Annotated in this window: 18 protein-coding genes; 17 read left to right on the top strand and 1 reads right to left on the bottom strand. The window is 69.3% G+C overall.

Features of this window, described 5'->3' with window-relative positions; genetic code table 11:
• Positions 1-24: 24 nt before the first annotated feature.
• Positions 25-420 carry a VOC family protein gene (locus tag ACIPEP_RS06895; RefSeq protein ID WP_402716831.1) on the bottom strand — a complete coding sequence of 132 codons (396 nt, stop codon included), beginning with the start codon at positions 418-420 and terminating at the stop codon, positions 25-27.
• Positions 421-499: 79 nt separating this feature from the next.
• Here ACIPEP_RS06895 and ACIPEP_RS06890 point away from each other — a divergent pair, with 79 nt between their 5' ends.
• From ACIPEP_RS06890 to rpsG, 17 genes are all read left to right on the top strand, one after another.
• Positions 500-1,522 carry a GNAT family N-acetyltransferase gene (locus tag ACIPEP_RS06890; protein WP_402716830.1) on the top strand — a complete coding sequence of 341 codons (1,023 nt, stop codon included), beginning with the start codon at positions 500-502 and terminating at the stop codon, positions 1,520-1,522.
• A gap of 208 nt (positions 1,523-1,730) precedes the next feature.
• Positions 1,731-3,401 carry a GspE/PulE family protein gene (locus ACIPEP_RS06885; protein ID WP_071295202.1) on the top strand — a complete coding sequence of 557 codons (1,671 nt, stop codon included), beginning with the start codon at positions 1,731-1,733 and terminating at the stop codon, positions 3,399-3,401.
• 16 nt (positions 3,402-3,417) lie between these two features.
• Entirely contained in the window at positions 3,418-5,088 is a 1,671-nt protein-coding gene (locus tag ACIPEP_RS06880; protein ID WP_402716829.1) for a PilT/PilU family type 4a pilus ATPase, read from the top strand.
• Positions 5,088-6,311, top strand: a complete 1,224-nt coding sequence (locus tag ACIPEP_RS06875; protein ID WP_402716828.1) for a type II secretion system F family protein — start codon at positions 5,088-5,090, stop codon at positions 6,309-6,311. The genes ACIPEP_RS06880 and ACIPEP_RS06875 overlap by 1 nt, the downstream gene beginning before the upstream one ends.
• 201 nt (positions 6,312-6,512) lie before the next feature.
• Positions 6,513-6,977, top strand: a complete 465-nt coding sequence (locus ACIPEP_RS06870) for a type II secretion system protein (protein WP_402716827.1) — start codon at positions 6,513-6,515, stop codon at positions 6,975-6,977.
• A gap of 83 nt (positions 6,978-7,060) precedes the next feature.
• Entirely contained in the window at positions 7,061-8,425 is a 1,365-nt protein-coding gene (locus ACIPEP_RS06865) for a prepilin-type N-terminal cleavage/methylation domain-containing protein (RefSeq protein WP_402716826.1), read from the top strand.
• Positions 8,425-9,099, top strand: coding sequence for a type II secretion system protein J (locus tag ACIPEP_RS06860; RefSeq protein ID WP_402716825.1), 675 nt, complete (start codon positions 8,425-8,427; stop codon positions 9,097-9,099). The genes ACIPEP_RS06865 and ACIPEP_RS06860 overlap by 1 nt, the downstream gene beginning before the upstream one ends.
• Entirely contained in the window at positions 9,096-11,018 is a 1,923-nt protein-coding gene (locus tag ACIPEP_RS06855) for a hypothetical protein (RefSeq protein WP_402716824.1), read from the top strand. Before ACIPEP_RS06860 ends, ACIPEP_RS06855 begins: the two co-directional genes overlap by 4 nt.
• The gene (locus ACIPEP_RS06850; RefSeq protein ID WP_402716823.1) at positions 11,015-11,845 is read left to right on the top strand and encodes a prepilin peptidase; all 831 of its coding nucleotides are present in this window, start codon (positions 11,015-11,017) and stop codon (positions 11,843-11,845) included. Before ACIPEP_RS06855 ends, ACIPEP_RS06850 begins: the two co-directional genes overlap by 4 nt.
• Before the next feature lie 34 nt (positions 11,846-11,879).
• Positions 11,880-12,932 (top strand): type IV pilus assembly protein PilM, encoded by a 1,053-nt coding sequence (gene pilM, locus ACIPEP_RS06845; RefSeq protein WP_402716822.1) that lies wholly within the window; start codon positions 11,880-11,882, stop codon positions 12,930-12,932.
• Positions 12,929-13,657 (top strand): hypothetical protein, encoded by a 729-nt coding sequence (locus ACIPEP_RS06840; RefSeq protein WP_402716821.1) that lies wholly within the window; start codon positions 12,929-12,931, stop codon positions 13,655-13,657. Before pilM ends, ACIPEP_RS06840 begins: the two co-directional genes overlap by 4 nt.
• Position 13,658: 1 nt before the next feature.
• Positions 13,659-14,420 carry a hypothetical protein gene (locus ACIPEP_RS06835; protein ID WP_402716820.1) on the top strand — a complete coding sequence of 254 codons (762 nt, stop codon included), beginning with the start codon at positions 13,659-13,661 and terminating at the stop codon, positions 14,418-14,420.
• Positions 14,421-14,596: 176 nt separating this feature from the next.
• Positions 14,597-15,307 (top strand): hypothetical protein, encoded by a 711-nt coding sequence (locus ACIPEP_RS06830; RefSeq protein WP_402716819.1) that lies wholly within the window; start codon positions 14,597-14,599, stop codon positions 15,305-15,307.
• A 25-nt stretch (positions 15,308-15,332) separates the two neighbouring features.
• Complete coding sequence (locus ACIPEP_RS06825) at positions 15,333-15,791, top strand: DUF6121 family protein (RefSeq protein WP_070417675.1); 459 nt, start codon at positions 15,333-15,335, stop codon at positions 15,789-15,791.
• A 34-nt stretch (positions 15,792-15,825) separates the two neighbouring features.
• On the top strand, positions 15,826-16,962 hold the full coding sequence (locus ACIPEP_RS06820) for a hypothetical protein (RefSeq protein ID WP_402716818.1): 1,137 nt from the start codon (positions 15,826-15,828) through the stop codon (positions 16,960-16,962).
• A gap of 386 nt (positions 16,963-17,348) precedes the next feature.
• Positions 17,349-17,717 carry a 30S ribosomal protein S12 gene (rpsL, locus tag ACIPEP_RS06815; protein WP_017885540.1) on the top strand — a complete coding sequence of 123 codons (369 nt, stop codon included), beginning with the start codon at positions 17,349-17,351 and terminating at the stop codon, positions 17,715-17,717.
• Positions 17,718-17,721: 4 nt separating this feature from the next.
• Positions 17,722-18,192, top strand: a complete 471-nt coding sequence (gene rpsG / locus ACIPEP_RS06810) for a 30S ribosomal protein S7 (protein ID WP_022903294.1) — start codon at positions 17,722-17,724, stop codon at positions 18,190-18,192.
• The last annotated feature ends 83 nt before the right edge of the window (positions 18,193-18,275 follow it).

The raw sequence follows: 18,275 nt of genomic DNA, 5'->3' as shown, positions 1-18,275 counted from the left end.
CGTTCCCGTTGGTGGCGTGACGGCTCAGATCGCGCGGTCCGCCCCGTTGTCGCGTCCGGAGCCCCGGCCGGTCTCGTCGACGAGGGAGAACAGGCTCAGGACGTTGCCGTCGGGATCGCGGACGTCGAACCAGTCGACGGCTCCGTCGACGCACTCGACCGGGCCGATGTCGATCCCGAGTGCGCCGATGCGTGCGTGCTGGGCGGCGACGTCGTCGACGCCGAAGCGGACGCTCACGGGGTTCTCCTCGGCGTCGGCGTCCTCGTAGAGCTGGATCCAGATGCCGCCGACCTCGTACTCGGCGATGCCCTCGTCGGGCTCGAGGTCCGGTTCGGCACGTTCGAACACGGCGCCGTACCAGAGGCAGGACGCCTCGATGTCGGTGACGGGCAGCCCCACGGTCACGCTCGTGATGTCCATGACTCATCATGTCCCGGAGCAGGGCTGCGCGTCGAGCACTTTCCGCCGTCGCGCCCGTCACGGCTGGCAGGCTGGTCGGATGGCAACGCTGCGCGAACGGATCACCGCCCCGGCCCACCTCGAGCTCCCGGTCCCGATCGCCGGGCTGACCTTCCGGGCGGCGACCCGGGACGACCTGGCGGCCGTGCACGCCCTCGCCGTGGCGGCGGCCGCGGTGGACGACCCACACGCTCGTCCCTCCACAGCGAGCCTGGAGCGGACGTTCTCCACCGAAGGGCTCGACCTCGCTCGGGACACCCTCGTCGGCGTCGATGCTGAGGGGCATGTGCAGGCGTACGGCATCGTCATCGACGTCCCCTCCCGGGTCACCGCTGCTCGGGTGGTGCTCGAGGGGGCGGTCCACCCCGCGCTGCGCGGCCGGGGGATCGGCCGTCGTGTGCTCGCGTGGCTCATCGGGCGCGCGCGGCAGCGACTCGCCGCGCTCGACCTCGACCTGCCGGCGACGATCGAGGTCGGCGCCGCGCAGGGGACCGGTGCGCTCCGTCTGGCGGCCCACTTCGAGTTCGAGCCGGTCCGGCACTGGGTGGACATGCAGGCGGTGCTCGACGAGCGCACCGGGCCCGCGGTCCCGCCGGTGCCGGACGGGTACGTCGTGCGTGCGACGACGTCCGACGACATCGAGCCGCTGCGGATCGCGAAGAACGACGCCTTCCGCGACCACTGGGGATCGCAACCGATGGTCGAGTCCGACTGGCGCGGGTTCCTCACCGCGGCGACGGCCCGGCTCGACCTCGGCCGCGTCGTCGTCGACCCGTCGGGCCGGATCGTGGCGTTCGCGCTCGTCGAGGTGGATCCGGACGGCTTCGCCGCTCGCGGCCGGTCGTTCGGGTACGTGCACTGGGTCGGTGTCGTGCGGGCGGCACGTGGGACGGGACTCGCGCCGATCGTCCTCGACGCCGCGCTGCAGGGGATGCGTGCCGAGGGGCTGTCCGCCGCGGTCCTGCACGTCGACGCGGAGAACCCGACCGGCGCCGGACGCATCTACGAGCGGCTCGGGTTCGTCCCGGGGCCGGTGCACGTCACCGCGTCGACGACCCTCTGACGGGGGTCGTCGCGGCCCTCGGCGCGCACGCCGTCGGCGGTGTCGATACCCGCGGGTACCCCTGCACTGGGGCCACCGAACACCCCCTCGCCCCCTCGTTGTGGGACTGCGGTGGCCGTTCCGTGCGGACGTAGCGTGGTCGGGCGTCGAACCCCTGCGGCGCTCGTCCCCACGAACCGCGCGCGACCCGAAGGAGGCTCCGCAGCTCATGGCCACGCTGTCCGAGATCCTCATCCTCAACGGAGCCCTGCCGATCGAGCACCTCGACTCGATGACCGGCGACGAGGAGATCGACGACCGTTCGATCCGTTCGCTCGTCGACCAGGGCCTCGTCAGCGAGGCGCAGTACATCACCGCGCGCGCTGCGTCGAACAACTCCAAGACCGTCCCGCTCACGGACTACCCGGTCGACGGCACCGCGGTGTCGATGCTCCCGGCGGCCCTGTGCCGTCGGCACGGCGTGCTCGGCGTCGGGTTCGAGGGCGACGTCCTCGTCCTCGCGATGGTGAACCCGACGAACGTGCTGGCGATCGACGACGCCCGGACCGCCTCCGGACGCCCCGTGAAGCCGCTGCAGGTCGACGAGCGCGACCTCGCCGCAGCACTCGACCGCTACCTGCGTGCCGACGACGAGCTGAACGACCTGACCTCCTCGCTCGAGGAAGAGGCATCGGCGCAGACCCAGCAGCAGGTCGACCTCACCGACGGCGCGCTCGACGACGTCCCGATCGTCCGGTTCGTCAACCTGCTCGTGTCCCAGGCCATCCAGGACCACGCGTCCGACATCCACATCGAGCCCGGCGAGCACGAGGTCCGGGTGCGCTACCGCATCGACGGCGTGCTGCACGAGATGGCCCCGGCGCCGAAGAACATCCAGAACGGCGTCATCAGCCGGCTCAAGATCATGAGCGACATCGACATCGCCGAGCGTCGGAAGCCGCAGGACGGCCGCATGTCGGTTCGCCACGGCGGCAGGCAGATCGACCTCCGCGTCGCGACGCTCCCCACCGTGTGGGGCGAGAAGGTCGTCATGCGGATCCTCGACAACACGAACACGTCGATGTCCCTCAAGGACCTCAACCTGCTCGAGCAGAACTTCCAGGCGTACCAGCGCTCCTACTCGAAGCCGTACGGCATGATCCTCGTCACCGGTCCCACCGGGTCCGGCAAGTCGACGACGCTCTACACGACCCTCAACGCGGTCGCCCGTCCCGAGATCAACGTCATCACCGTCGAGGACCCGGTCGAGTACCGGATGGCCGGCATCAACCAGGTGCAGGTCAACCCGAAGGCCGGACTCACGTTCGCGTCGGCCCTGCGGTCGATCCTCCGGTCCGACCCCGACGTCGTGCTCCTCGGCGAGATCCGCGACCACGAGACCGCGCAGATCGCGATCGAGGCTTCGCTCACCGGCCACCTCGTGCTGTCCACGCTGCACACGAACGACGCCCCGTCGGCGGTGACGCGACTGACGGAGATGGACATCGAGCCGTTCCTCGTCGGGTCCGCACTCGACTCCGTGGTCGCCCAGCGTCTGGCACGACGGCTCTGCGACCGCTGCAAGGCCCCGGCGCAGTACACGCCGGCGCAGCTCGTGGCGCTCGGCTTCGTGGGCACCGAGGACACCGCCGTGCCGGAGTTCTTCGGCCCGGTCGGCTGCGCCGTGTGCTCGAACACCGGGTACCGCGGCCGCATCGCCCTGCACGAGGTCATGACCGTGACCGAGGAGATCGAGCGCCTCGCCGTCTCGCGTGCCTCGAGCGCCGAGATCGGCCGCGTCGCCCAGCAGCAGGGCATGCTCACCCTCCGCCAGGACGGGTGGGAGAAGGTCAAGCTCGGCATGACGAGCATCGACGAGATCCTGCGCGTGGTCGCGTAGGCGTGGGAGTGGAACGATGACCGATTCCGTCTACGACATCTCCGTGCCCGGCGACGAGCCGGTCGCGGGGTGGCACCCGGGTGGTCCCGGCCACGAGGTCCGCGGTCGCCGCGCCGCCCGGCTCGCGGCCGCAGCGGCGCAGCAGCCGACGTCGCCGGCCGTGGAGGCGCAGATCACCCCCGCCTCGGCCGCGCCGGTCTACGACCTGTCGGGTGACACCGCCTGGCCGGCTCCGGCTGCGCCCGTCGCCGGTGCCGCCGCGCCCTCCGCGTCCGTCCCGAGCGGGTCCTGGCCGGCTCCGTCCGGCGACCCCGTCGCCGTGCCGGTCGCGCAGCCGCACGCTCGCCCCGCGACGCCGTCGGCAGCCGTCCCGCCGTCGACCGCGTCCTACGGCTACGCCGACGCGGTGACCCAGCACCTGCCGGTCGTGCCTGCGGAACCGACCACGATCCTCCCGACCGTCGCCCACGTCGCGGCCACCCACGTGCCCGCGCCCGCCGGCCACGACGAGATCAACTTCACCCGACACGCGCGTGAGGTCGCCGACCCCGACCTCATCACCGCGCTCGCCCAGGTCGTCTACCAGGGTGCGTCGGACCTCCACCTCACCGCGGACGCGGCCCCGACCGTGCGCGTCGACGGCTCCCTGCGACCGGCGGTCCCCGGCGGGCCGTGGGCGCGGAACAAGGTGATCGCCGCCCTCAAGACCCTGCTCTCGGTGGAGCAGGCCGGGCAGTTCGACCACGAGCAGGAACTCGACTTCGCGTACTCGCTGTCGCCCGAGTACCGCTTCCGCGTGAACTACTACCAGCAGCGCGGGAACTGGGGCGCGGCCTTCCGCATCATCCCGACCAAGATCAAGACCCTCAAGCAGCTCGGCATCCCCGAGCACGTGGGGGAGTTCGCCAAGCTCCCGCGCGGACTCGTGCTCGTGACCGGGCCGACCGGTTCCGGCAAGTCGACCACGCTCGCCGCGCTCATCGACCTCGTCAACGAGACCCGGGCCGACCACATCGTGACGGTCGAGGACCCGATCGAGTTCATGCACGACCACAAGAAGGCGATCATCAACCAGCGCGAGGTCGGGGCCGACACGCACTCGTTCGCCGCCGCCCTCAAGCACGTGCTGCGCCAGGACCCGGACGTCATCCTGATCGGCGAGCTCCGCGACCTCGAGACGATCTCCGTCGCCTTGACCGCGGCCGAGACCGGCCACCTCGTGTTCGCCACCCTGCACACCCAGAGCGCACCCGGCACGATCGACCGCGTCATCGACGTCTTCCCGCCGCACCAGCAGGGGCAGATCCGGACGCAGCTCGCCTCGACGCTCGAGGGCGTCGTCTGCCAGACGCTCGTGCCGAAGGCGAACGGTGCCGGCCGGGTCGTCGCCACCGAGATCATGAGGACCACCCCGGCCATCGGGAACCTCGTGCGCGAGGGCAAGACGTACCAGATCACCTCCGCCATGCAGGCCGGGCGTGACATGGGGATGCACACGATGGACCAGGACCTCGCCGAGCTCGTCAACGTCGGCACCGTCACGCGGGCTGCCGCGATGGAGAAGGTGCACGACCACGAGGGCTTCGACCGCCTCGTGCAGCGCGTCGAGTCCCCGTCCGACTCCTCGGCCGCCGCGATCGCCGCGTCCGAGATCGACTTCGGCGACAAGTACTCAGGAGGTCACTGATGTCGCTCGCCTACGACTACCGGGGGCGCGACGGCGCCGGGAAGCTCGTCAAGGGACGGCTCGACGCGTCCTCCGAAGGAGCGGTCGTCCAGCGTCTGCGGGGCATGGGCGTCTCGCCGATCGCCATCACCGAGGCGAAGCCCGGCACCGGACTGCAGACCGAGATCAAGATCCCGGGGTTCGAGAAGGGTGTGGGGCTCAAGGACCTGGCGATCATGTCGCGTCAGGCTGCGACGATGCTCGCCTCGGGGCTCTCGCTCCTGCGTGCGCTCACGATCCTCGCCGAGCAGAGCGAGAACAAGAAGCTGAAGGAGATCCTCGGCAAGGTCCGCGCCGAGGTCGAGCAGGGTGTGTCGCTGTCCGACGCCGTCGGCAAGTACCCGGTCGACTTCCCGCCGATCATGATCAACATGATCCGGGCCGGTGAGACGGGCGGCTTCCTCGACCGCGCCATGGACTCGATCGCGACGAACTTCGAGAAGGAGCACAAGCTCCGCTCAACGATCAAGTCGGCGATGACCTACCCGGTGGTCGTGCTCGCCATGTCACTCGTCGCCGTCGTGGTGATGCTCGTGTTCATCGTCCCGATCTTCCAGAACATGTTCTCGTCGCTCGGCGGGCAGCTCCCGCTGCCGACGATGATGCTCGTCTACGCGTCGCACGCGATGGTCTGGGTCGGTCCGATCCTGGCCGTCGCGATCGCGGTCGGCGCGCTTTGGTACCGGGCGAACAAGAACACGGACCGTGTCCGGTCGTTCCTCGATCCGATCCGACTCCGGTTGCCGGTGTTCGGCGCGTTGAACAAGAAGATCGTTGTCGCACGGTTCGCGCGGAACTTCTCGAACATGATCGGGGCCGGCGTCCCGATCCTCCAAGCATTGAAGATCGTCGGCGAGGTCTCGAACAACTTCGTCGTCCAGAAAGCACTCGACCGGGTTGCGGAATCCGTTCGGAAAGGCGAATCCATCGCCGTTCCGATCACCCGCGAGAAAGTGTTCCCGGACATGGTCTCGCAAATGATCGCGGTCGGTGAGGATGCCGGTTCGCTCGAAACGATGCTCGAACGCATCGCCGAGTTCTACGACGCCGAAGTGCAATCCACGACCGAGGCGTTGACCTCGCTCATCGAGCCGCTGCTCATCGCATTCCTCGGCGTCGTGGTCGGCGGGATGATCGTCGCGCTGTACCTGCCGATCTTCCAGATCACCTCGCTCATCCACTGAGCCGGCTCGCACCTTCGCCTTGGCACCCGTTCGGGGGTTTCTCCCCGAACGGGTGCCCCTGTGAATGGGGGTATTTCGCACCCCAGAAGCCCCCCGTTGTTGGGATTATGCCGTGAAACGGCGGTCCATACGCTTGACCGCGGCGGCAGAGCACAGCCCCGAAACAATTCCCCGTCTACATTCCCGAAAGAGTGGAAAACCATGTACGCAGCTCTCATGGGCAAGCTGAACGCTCGCCGCAAGGGTCTCCTCGAAGAGAACGACAAGGGCTTCACGCTCATCGAGCTCCTCGTCGTGGTCATCATCATCGGCATCCTCGCCGCGATCGCCATCCCGATCTACATCGGCGTGCAGAACAACGCCAAGGACTCGTCGGTCCAGAACGACGTCTCGAACCTCAAGACGGCCGTCGTGGCGCAGCAGACCAACAGCGGCTCCTACCCCGACGCCATCGCTGGCATCGACGGTACGAAGGCAACGCCGGACGCGTTCCCGAACACGACCTGGACCGACGCGGGCGCCACTCTCGGTACGAACACCTCGAAGCTCCAGTACGGGAAGGTCGGCACCTCGGGGTTCTGCATCATCGGGACGAGCACGACCACCAAGAAGTTCTACGCGACGGACTCGAAGGGCGTCTCCACGACACCCTGCACGATCTCCTAGGTCTGAGAACGCATGGGGCGGGACGTTCAGTTGATGAACGTCCCGCCCTTCTCCGCACACCGACACCGCGAGAGGGGATGACGATGATCCGCAGCCTGGCTGCCCGACTCCGTCCGGTCGACCCGGACGACCGCGAAGCGGGCTTCAGCATCGCCGAGGTCCTCGTCGCGATGATGGTGTTCGCCGTGATCTCGGTGGGCGTCGCCGCCGGTGTCATCAACTCCCTCGTCCTCACGAACGACTCGAAGGCGCGCACCGTCGCCACGCACCTCGCGAACCAGGCGATGGACATCGAGCGTGGCAAGACCGACATCTTCCAGGTGGTCTCGAAGTCCTCGACCCAGACGGTCGGGCGGATCCAGTACACGATCGCGGTCACCGCTGCCTGGGCCGACGCGGCTGGCACCATCGGCAACTGCGGCCTCAGCGGATCGACGACCACCATCGCGAACAAGTCCGTCGACGTGAAGGTCTCGTGGACCTCGAGCTCCGGCGCTGCGAAGTACGCTCCCGTCCGCATGACGGCACTCGTCTCGCCGGGCAGCGACTCCAGCAGCCCGGACTCCGGCGTCATCTTCGTCGGCGTCGTCGGCGCCACCGGTACCGGCAGCGCCGGTGTGTCCGTCGCCATCGTGCCGAGCCCGACCGACCCGGCGGGAGCCAAGTCGCTCACGGCGCAGCCGGTTGCGACGTCGGCGACCGGATGCTCGGTGGCCCGAGGCGTGACCCCGGGGAACTACGTCGTCACGATCACCCGGACCGGGGGCATCAGCAGTTCGCAGGAGGTGTCTCCCACCTCGGCGGTCACGGTCACGGGCGGCGGGACCGCGACCGCGTCCTTCCAGTACGACACCGCTGCGACCTACACGCCGTCGCTCCAGACGTCGGGCGCCGCGACACCGACCAACCTCACCATGACCTACCGGAACCCGACGAACGACACCGTCGTCCCGAGCACGGGCGCACAGCGGCTCTTCCCGTTCCCGGACGGGTACAACGCGATGACGGGTTCGTACGTCGGCAGCCCGGTCGCGAGCGCGTGCACCGACGTCGACTGGACATCCTGGACGACCGCCGCGAGTGACGGCAAGGTGGCCCCGGCCGCCGCGAACGTCGCGGCGTCGCCGGGCGGGACGGGCGCGGTCAGCGTCCCGATGGGGACCTTCACCGTGAAGACCGCGATCGGTGCCGCAGTCATCACCGCGACCCCGACGACCGTGCTCGACCCGGCGGATCCGGGGTGCAAGACGGCGCCGGCGACGAGCTACACCTTTGCCAGGGGAACCGGGACGACGCAGACCCTCGCGTTGCCCTACGGCACGTACAGCATCTCGGCGACCGTGCTCAACGTGGCGGGGCTCTCGATCGGCACGAGTGTCACACTCGCGGGCAAGTCGAAAGCGACGGTCAGCGGATCCACGATCATGCTCGATCCGAGGAGCTCGTGATGCGCGCCTGGATCGCGCGGGTACGACGCGACGATCGGGGGATCACGCTCGCAGAGCTCCTCGTTGCGATGGCCCTGTCGATGATCATCGTCGCCACCGCTGCCGGGTTCCTCGGCGCCGCGCAGAAGGCACAGGGATCAGTGAACAGGATCGACCAGAACACGCGAGTCTCCTCGAACGTCCTCAACGAGATGAGTCGGATGTTCCGTGGTGCGACCGAGAACCCGATCGTCAACGACGAGTCCGACCCGGCCTTCATCGTCGCGTCGCCGACCCTGGTCAGGTTCTTCGCGTTCGTGAACCTGACGTCCGCGGAGACGAAGCCGGTGATGGTCCAGTTCGAGGTGACGGGCGGCCAGCTCGTCGAGACCCAGTGGCCCGCCACTGCCGTCACGGGGTCCGACGGGTACTGGACCTTCCCTGCCTACCCCGGTTCGCCGAGCTCACGGCGCGTCCTCGCCCCGGCCGTCGCGTCCTCGACGGCGACGCCGTTCGCGTACCTCGGCGTCGACCAGACCACGCCGCTCGACCCGGTGGCCGACCCGGGTCAGCTCGACGACGTCCGCTACGTGCAGGTCAACCTCGAGGTCGGTTCCACCACCGTCGGCGCTTACTCGAACGTCCTGACGGCGACCACCGTCGGGCTCCCCAACGTCATGCAGGAGAACCTATGAGCGGCGGCCTGTTCAGGCGTTTCCGCGCCCTCCACCAGGACGGCGAACGGGGCGCGGTGCTCGTCACGGTCATCGGCACCGCAGCCGTGCTCATGATCATCGTCACCACCGTGCTCGCAACGGCAGTGAGCGGGACCATCAAGTCGAACCGCGACGAGGACTGGAACAACGCGGGGGCCGCGGCGTACGCGGGCCTCGCCGACTACCAGAGCCGGATCAGCGCGGACAACTCCTATGAGCAGTACGGCGCGCTCGGCACGTCGTTCAGCACCGGGAGCACCTTCTCGAGCACGAAGGGCAACAAGGCCTTCTCGACCTCGACGAACGGCGAGTGGGTGGGAGTGCCCGGAAGCGACAACGTCGCCGCTGACGGGTCACGCGACGGCAAGTACCGTCAGTCGTTCCGGTACGAGGTGAACAACGCGAACTACTACGGGCAGGGCGTCGTCAAGGTCCGTGTGACCGGCAAGGCCGGGACCGTCACACGGTCACTCGTCGCGAACCTCAAGGGCACCGGCTTCATCAACTACCTGTACTTCACCGACTACGAATCTGGTGACCCGGCGATCACGGGCGACAGCTGTACACCGCTCCACTGGAACGAGACGGCGCCCCGGGGCGTCACGAAGTGCGCTGCGATCCAGTTCGCGGCCCGCGACACGCTCGCCGGTCCGGTGCGCTCGAACGACCAGTTCACGATCTGCGGTGCGACCTTCCAGAACGATGTCCAGTCGACGACGGCGGACGGGGTCTACAGCAAGCCGAGCGGGTGCAGCAGCGCGATCTTCGCCAAGAACTCGACGACCGGCCTCAAGCAGGTCCAGCACGTCTCATCCATCGGACTGCCGCCGACGAACACGAACCTCATGCAGGAGACACGGAGCGACCTCAAGACGTCGACTGTTCCGCAACCCGGATGTCTCTACACGGGTCCGACCACGATCAAGTTCACGAGCGCGGGCAAGATGACGGTCTACTCACCGTGGACGAAGGCGGTCCAGATCACCGGAGACCCGGCGAGCGGATCCACGGCCGCACCCGCGTGCGGGACCCCGGGCTACAGCTCCTCCGGCAACACTCTGGGAAGTCCCGGCGGGCAGACGCTCGACGTCTTGCCCAACAACCTCGCCTACGTGCAGAACGTGCCCTCGACGACCGGTGACCCGAACCGTTGGGGCTCCACGACGCCGTCCAACTACTCCTGCAAGAGCGCGGACGGCAGCCAGAGCGGGAATGGCGTCGGGTACCCGGCAGCCGGCGAGACCACCAAGACCCTGAGCGTCAGCACGCCGTACGGATGCCAGAGCGGCGACGTGTTCGTGCAGGGGCAGTTCAAGGGCGCGATGACGGTGGCCGCGCAGAACTACGTGTACGTCACCGGAGACCTGACCTACGTGAACTCCGGCGCGAGCGCGAACCCGAACCTGCTCGGCCTCGTCGGGCAGAAAGCGGTGTGGGTCTACAACCCGGTCGCGTCCTCCATGTGCACTGACTTCACCTCGACCTACTGGGACCGCCAGGGCTACTCCTCGTGGGGCTACCAGTGCGTCCCGATGAACTGGGTCAGCGGGAGCCGCGCTGCGAAGGACTTCGAGATCGACGCCGCGATCGCCTCGAACAACGGCACGTTCACCGTCCAGAACTACGACCAGGGTCGCTACGCGGCCTCGAACAGCCCCAGTGCCATCCGGACGTACGGTCAGGGCACGCTCACGGTGCTCGGGTCCATCGCCCAGAAGTACCGCGGCCCGGTGGCGACGACCGGCGGGACGGGTTTCAGCAAGGCGTACTCGTACGACAAGCGACTCCTGACCACAGCTCCTCCGAAGTTCCTCCAGCCGGTCGCGACGACGTACGGGGCGACGACCCAGGTCGAGGTCAAGCCAGCCTTCAGCGCAGACGGGACCCCAGCCTCATGAGCGGCATCGTCATCGCACTCGCCACGCTGAGCGGGGCGCTCGGGCTCGCAGTCGGCTCCTTCTTAAACGTCGTCGTGCACCGTGTTCCGGCGGGACTCTCGGTCGTCTCGCCGGCGAGCGCGTGCCCGAACTGCGGACACGGCATCCGACGGCGGGACAACGTGCCCGTCATCTCCTGGCTGGTGCTCCGCGCACGGTGCCGGGACTGCGGCACGGGGATCTCCGCCCGGTACCCGGTCGTCGAGCTGATCACCGGTGTCGCGTTCGTCCTCGTCCTGTTCCGCTTCGCGCCGGGATCCACCACGGGTTGGCGACCACTGGTCGCGGGGGTGCTCATCCTGATCGCCTTCGGGTACCTGATGGCAGTGAGCGTGGCGCTCGCCGCTATCGACCTCGACACCGCTCGGCTCCCGAACGCGATCACGTACCCGACCGCTGTCGTCATCGCCGTCCTGCTCACCGCGGCCGCAGCGATCGGCGGAGACCTCGAGGCCTGCCTCCGCGCCGCTCTCGGTGCGATCGTGCTCGGGGGCGCGTACCTCGTCCTCGCGGTCGCGGTACCCGGCGGCATGGGCCTCGGCGACGTCAAACTCGCCGTCGTCATCGGGTTCGCGCTCGCGTACCTCGGATGGGGACCCCTCGCTGTGGGTGCTTTCGCTGCCTTCGTCCTCGGCGGTACCTTCGCGATCGGAGTCCTGATCGTCCGCGCGGGCAACCGCCGGTCCGGGATCCCGTTCGGCCCCTGGATGCTCGCCGGCGCATGGATCGGCGTCTTCTTCGGCGCACCCTTGTGGAACGCCTACCTGTCGCTCCTCGGCCTCGCCTGAATCCCTGCCCCACCCACTCTCGAAAGCGTCGAACATGGCAAAGAGCATCGTCGGTCTGGACATCTCGTCCGCCGCGATCCGTGGCGTCGAGGTCAGTGACCCACACGGGTCGCGTCCGACGGTCGTCCGCATCGCCGAGGTCCCCACGCCTGACGGGTCCGTGAGCCGCGGGGAGGTCCTCGAGCCGAACACCGTCGCCGGAGCCCTGAAGGAACTCTGGTCGATCGGACGCTTCCGCTCGCGCAACGTGGTGCTCGGCATGGGCAACCAGCGCGTGCTCTCCCGCGACCTGACGGTGCCGAAGGCGCCGATCGCCCAGGTCCGACAATCGCTGCCCTTTCAGGTGCAGGACATGCTGCCCGTCCCGGTCGGTGACGCGATCCTCGACTTCTACCCCACGTCCGAAGGGGTCAGCGAGAGCGGCCCGGTCCTCCACGGCCTCCTGGTCGCGGCTGTGAAGGACGCGGTCCTCGCGAACGTCAAGGCCGCGCAGCAGGCCGGACTCAACCCGGCAGGCGTGGACCTGATCCCCTTCGCGATGACCCGTGCGCTCGTCAGCCGGCCGGGGCACGGCGGGACCATCGCGCTCATCGAGCTCGGCGCGGACACGACGAGCGTGGTGATCGCACTCGACGGCATCCCCCAGTTCGTCCGCATCATCCCGACCGGCGGCGAGGACGTGACCACTCGACTCGCGACGAGCCTCGACATCCATCGTGACCAGGCGGAGCTCGTCAAGCGGCACCTGGGGATCGCGGGGAGCGGGCGCACCGCCGACGACATGCGCGCGATCTCCGTCGCGCAGGAGGCGGTCGGCGAAGTCCTCTCGAGTCTCCGGAACACGATCAACTACTACGTCAACACGCGGCCCACGGAACGCGTCGACCGGATCGTCCTCGCAGGGGGAGGCGCCCGGCTGGCGGGGCTCGCGCAGTCCCTGTCCGAGCAGACCGGACTCCCCGTCGTGGTCGGGGACGTCTTCGCCGGCGCGGCGCTCGCTCGGAGCATCGACGCTGCTGACGTCTCAGCACGCGGACACGACGTCGCGGTCGCGTACGGGCTCGCCATCGGGAGCAGGGCAGCATGACACAGACGTCCATGGCGGGTCGGATCCTCCGGACCACTCCGCGCGCGAAGGTCACCGCACCGATCCCACCGAGCAAGGCCGGCAAGGGTGCCGCGGTCGTCGGGGGCGAGCCCCGCGTCGATCTCCTCCCGATCGAGGTCCACATCGGACGGCGTCAGCGAGCGCTGGCTCGTCGCGCTTGGCTCGGGGTCGTGGTGGTCGGGGTCGCCGCGGCGCTCGCCATCGCCGGGGCAGGGCTGTCCGCGGCGCAGTCCGCGAGCGAGTTGGCGTCGGCGGAGAGCGAGACGAACGCGCTGCTGCAACAGCAGCAGAAGTACGGCGAAGTCCGGTCGACGGAGCAACAGTCCGCCCTCATCGAAGCCGGTCAGCGAGTGGGCGGCGCGACCGAGATCGACTGGAGCACGTACATCGCAGGTCTGCAGCGGGCGCTGCCGTCGGGGGTCACGATCTCCAGCCTCGGGGTCGACTCAGCCGGACCGATCTCCGCCTACACGCAGTCGTCGACGCCGTTGCAGGGGCAGCGCATCGCCACGATCTCCGTGACGGTCGACAGCCCGACCATCCCGTCCGTCCCCGATTGGACGGACTCGCTCAGCGCCCTGCCGGGCTACGTCGATTCGTCGATCGCGTCGATCACGAAGCAGTCGTCGGGCGGGTACACGGCCGACATCACCGTGCACATCAACGAGAAGGCGTACGACGGCAAGTACGCGAAGGGCGACTGACGTGGACCGCAACAAGCTCTCCCTCATCGTCGCAGGGTTCGCGGCGCTGGCGCTCGCGCTCGGTGGTTGGTTCGTCGGCGTGCAACCACAGCTCGCGGCGGCGTCCACGTCAGCCCAGCAGCGGTCGGACATCGACAGCCGGAACGACACCGTGCGGGCGGAGCTCGCTCGACTCGAGAAGCAGTACAGCGAGCTCGGCACGCTGAAGGCCGACCTCGCGACGCTCGAGGCCTCCATCCCGGAGTCGACGGACACGACGCCCTTCATCAAGGAGCTCAACCAACTCGCCGAGGCGAACGGTCTGACGATCTCGTCCTTGACCTTCGGAGACGCGCAGGCGTACGTCCCTCCTGCGTCGACGGCGGCCCCGGCCGACGGCAGCGCGACAGCCGCGGCGATCCCGGCTCCCTCCGCAACGGCGGAACCCACCGGCGGGAGCAGCACTGCGGTCGCAGCACCGAAGACGGTGACGGATCCACTCATCACGGCGAGCAACTTCATCGTGATCCCGGTGTCGGTGTCGGTCGACGGTTCCGATGCCCAGGCGATGGCGTTCACGTCGGGCGTGCAGAAGGGTGCGCGGCTGTTCCTCGTCAACTCCATCGGGACCGGGTCGACCCAGGGGGAGACCACCGGGGACGAGGCCCCGGCGTCCGCTGACACGGGTTCGACGACCTGGACGCTCTCGGGCTTCATCTTCGTACTCGACGGCGCTTCCGGAGGCACGTCGGGGACCGTCGCGGACCCCGCCACGAACGGCTGACCCGACCCCCACCAACTGGGGTCCGACGCGCCACGCCGCACCCTCTTCCGCACGGCCTCCCGCTGTGCTTACGATGCTCCTGAGCCCGCGCTCGCGGCTGCTCGTCCCTCTCTCGAACGGTCGCTCGAAACGGCCGTTCCTCGTCGTGCCCGGAGTCGCGCGTGTTGGCTGGAATCGTGGAGTTCCTCGGTTGGTTCGGAGCCGTAACCGTCCTTGCTGGTTACCTGCTCTTCTCGATGGGCAAGCTCCCGAACGGCCCGGTGTACCAGCTGTTCAACCTCGTGGGCGGGCTCGCCGTGGCGATCAACGTCGCGGCGCACCACGCCGTCCCGTCGACGATCGTGAACGGCATCTGGGCGATCGTCGCGGTCGTCGTGCTCGTCAAGATGGCAGGGGCCCGTCATGCGGCGAAGCGGGGTGCCCCGTCGACCGAGACGCCGGTCCTCCACGCCGAGCCGCCGGCGACCACGGCGGTCCTGCCGATCGTCGGACCGGCGCTGCGCGACCACGAGGCGGAGGCGACGCTCACCGCGGCACCCGCGCCGCGCCTCCAGGGCCCGGACGCCGACGGCGACGCGACCACCACGCCCGACGCGACGCACGCGACCGACGCGACGCACGCGACCGACGCGACGCACGCGACCAGCGTGCCCGACGCGACCAGCACGGCCGACGCCCCGACCGCAGCCGCGCCGATGACCGAGTCCATCCCGGTGATCACGGCGACGATCGCCCTCGCGCTCGTCGCCGCAGCGCAGGAGCACGCCGACCAGCAGGAGCTCGCAACGCAGGAGCACGCCGACCAGGCGACCCACGCCGACCCGACCCACGCCGACCAGCAGACGCACACCAACCAGCCGCAGCGCGCAGACGCCACCCCCGCCTGAGCCCCGCCAGCGATACGATCACCGCATGTCCCGGTGGTTGATCGCGACGATGACGTCGATCCTGTTCATCGCGCTCGTCATCGCGGTGACCGGCTTCGAGGCCCTCCTCGCCGACGTCGAGGTCATCTCCCAGCCCGACGCCACCCCGTACCTCGGCCCCGCGATGGTGCTCGGCGGTGCCGTGGTGGTGTTCCTCGCGACCGCCGTCGGCTCCCGCGAGGGCAACCCCGGCGTCACCGGCCTCGTCGCCGCGGCGACCTGCTACCTGGTGATGCTCGGCGTCGGGGCGGTCGGCTACAGCCTGGTCCGCAGCGACCTCACCGAGCTGCTCGTGTTCCCTGCCGGCTACGCACTCGGCCCGTTCGTCGTCGGTTCGGTGGTCGTGGCACTCCTGTGCGTCGTCGGCGGGATCGCCGCAGCACGGCACCAGTCGCGCGCGTCGGGGGTGCGCCCGGAGCCCGGCGATGACGGTGCCCGCCGGTAGTCTTCCTGCAGCACCACAGGACGACGGGGGACCGATGACCGACCAGCACCAGGCCGACGGATGGGGATCCGTCCCGGCCGTGGACTCGATCCGCGGCACGCGGGACGCACCACCGGCGGGGGCGTCCGGAGCGCAGCCCCGGCCCCGTCGTCGACTCGGTCGCGGTCGGCTCGTCAGCATCGTCGCGGGTGGCGCGGCCGTCGTGCTGCTCCTGGTCGCGGGCGTGGTCGGCTACTCGGTCGGCACGTCGACGCACGCCGCCGACCGTCCGGTCCGTGCCTTCCTCGACGACCTCACGGCGGGTCGGGTGGGCGCCGCGCTCGACGTGGCGGGCATCGAGCACGACGAACGCGACCTGCTCCTCACCAAGGCCGCCTACGCGAAGGCGAAGGACCGCGTCACGGGCTACCGGATCGCCGCCACGCGTGCGGACGGTGACACCGCCACGGTCACGGCCTACCTGCGGCAGGCGGGGCGCGACGTCTCGTCCACCTTCACGCTCGACAAGACGGGCACCGACTGGGGCGTGTTCCCGGTCTGGGAGCTCGAGGCACCGCGGCTCGGTGCGGTGGACGTCAGCCTGCGCGGCCCCACGGGCACGAAGGTGTCGGTGGCCGGGCAGTCCGTGGTCACGTCGAAGGACGGCACGGCGACGCTCACGGCCCTCCCCGGCACGTACGACGTCGCGGTGGACGGTGGCGAGTGGTACTCCGCCAAGGCCGCGACGGCGACGGTCACCGGGTTCGGGGGCACCGCCTCGAGCCCCGTCTCGATGACGACGGAGCTCACCGCAGCGGGCAAGCGGTCCGCCCAGGCGGCGGTGGACGCGTGGGTCGACGGCTGCATCGCCTCGACCGAGGCGGCACCGGCCGGGTGCAGCTTCTACGCCTACGGGCAGGACGCCGCCTACACGTACACGAACCAGAAGTGGACGCTGGACACCCGCCCCACCGTGTCGATCGGCGGGTGGGTGTCGAACGGGTGGCTCGTCACGACGACGTCCTTCGGGCGTGCCACGTTCACGGCGGACATCTCCGGCCCGGGCGGGGTGGGCACGGCGTCCGCCGGACCGATGAACGTGAACGCCAGCGGGTACGTCACGGAGTTCACGGACGCGGGGGCGACGTTCCGCTCGGCGGTGGGCAACGGCTCGTCCGACACGGGCTCCTGACGCCGCGCACGACGGCGGCCCGGGGCGTCCAGGAGGCGCGGTGCCAGCCCGCCACGTCCGTCCAGCGGCCGTGGGTCCGGTCCACCGCGCCCGGCCGGACGGAGCGCCCCGCGCCCCGCGTGACCACCCACGCGACGCCTGTTCGCCCAGGGCACTCAGCACGCGCCTCCGGGGCGACGCGCCCGGATTGATTTCGCCGGGTTACGCGGGTAATCTCTTCCGGGTGTGCGCCTTCGGGCGTGCCCGAAAAGTCCGGTCCGACCAACGGTCGGCCGGAACACTCCGTCCCCCACTCGTCATCCGCCGTCAGGCGGTGATCAGCGTGGGACGAGGAAGTCGGCGGACCGCGCCGGCCGGAGAACACGAGCGAAGAACCAGGAGAACAGTTGCCTACTATTCAGCAGCTGGTTCGCAAGGGTCGTACGCCGAAGGTCACCAAGACCAAGGCGCCCGCCCTGAAGGCGAACCCCCAGCAGCGTGGTGTGTGCACCCGCGTCTACACCACCACCCCGAAGAAGCCGAACTCGGCACTGCGCAAGGTCGCTCGTGTCAAGCTCTCGAACGGCACCGAGGTCACGGCCTACATCCCCGGTGAGGGCCACAACCTCCAGGAGCACTCGATGGTGCTCGTGCGCGGCGGTCGCGTGAAGGACCTCCCCGGTGTCCGCTACAAGATCATCCGCGGTGCGCTCGACACGCAGGCCGTGAAGAACCGTAAGCAGGCACGTAGCCGCTACGGCGCGAAGAAGGGTTGAGCCAATGCCTCGTAAGGGTCCCGCCCCCAAGCGTCCCGTCGTCGCAGACCCGGTCTACGGCGCACCGATCGTCTCGCAGCTCGTGAACAAGATCCTGCTCGACGGCAAGAAGGGCCTCGCCGAGCGCATCGTCTACGGTGCCCTCGAAGGCGTTTCCGCCAAGAACCAGCAGGACGCCGTCGCGACGCTCAAGAAGGCGCTCGACAACGTCCGTCCCACCCTCGAGGTCCGTAGCCGCCGCGTCGGTGGCTCGACCTACCAGGTCCCGGTCGAGGTCAAGCCGCACCGCGCGAACACCCTCGCGCTCCGCTGGCTGACCTCGTACGCCAAGGCCCGTCGCGAGAAGACGATGACCGAGCGTCTCATGAACGAGATCCTCGACGCGTCGAACGGTCTCGGTGCCGCGGTCAAGCGCCGTGAGGACACGCACAAGATGGCCGAGTCGAACAAGGCCTTCGCCCACTACCGCTGGTAGTCCCGGCACCGTCCGGGCGCCGGTGGTCATGAACCCCGGCGCCCGCACGGACGCCAACCTCTCCTACAACTCTTCCGGAGGAA

Origin of the sequence: Curtobacterium sp. NPDC087082 (assembly GCF_044745045.1) — a bacterium.
Classification (GTDB): Bacteria; Actinomycetota; Actinomycetes; order Actinomycetales; family Microbacteriaceae; genus Curtobacterium.
This window is presented reverse-complemented; position numbering and strand designations above follow the sequence as displayed.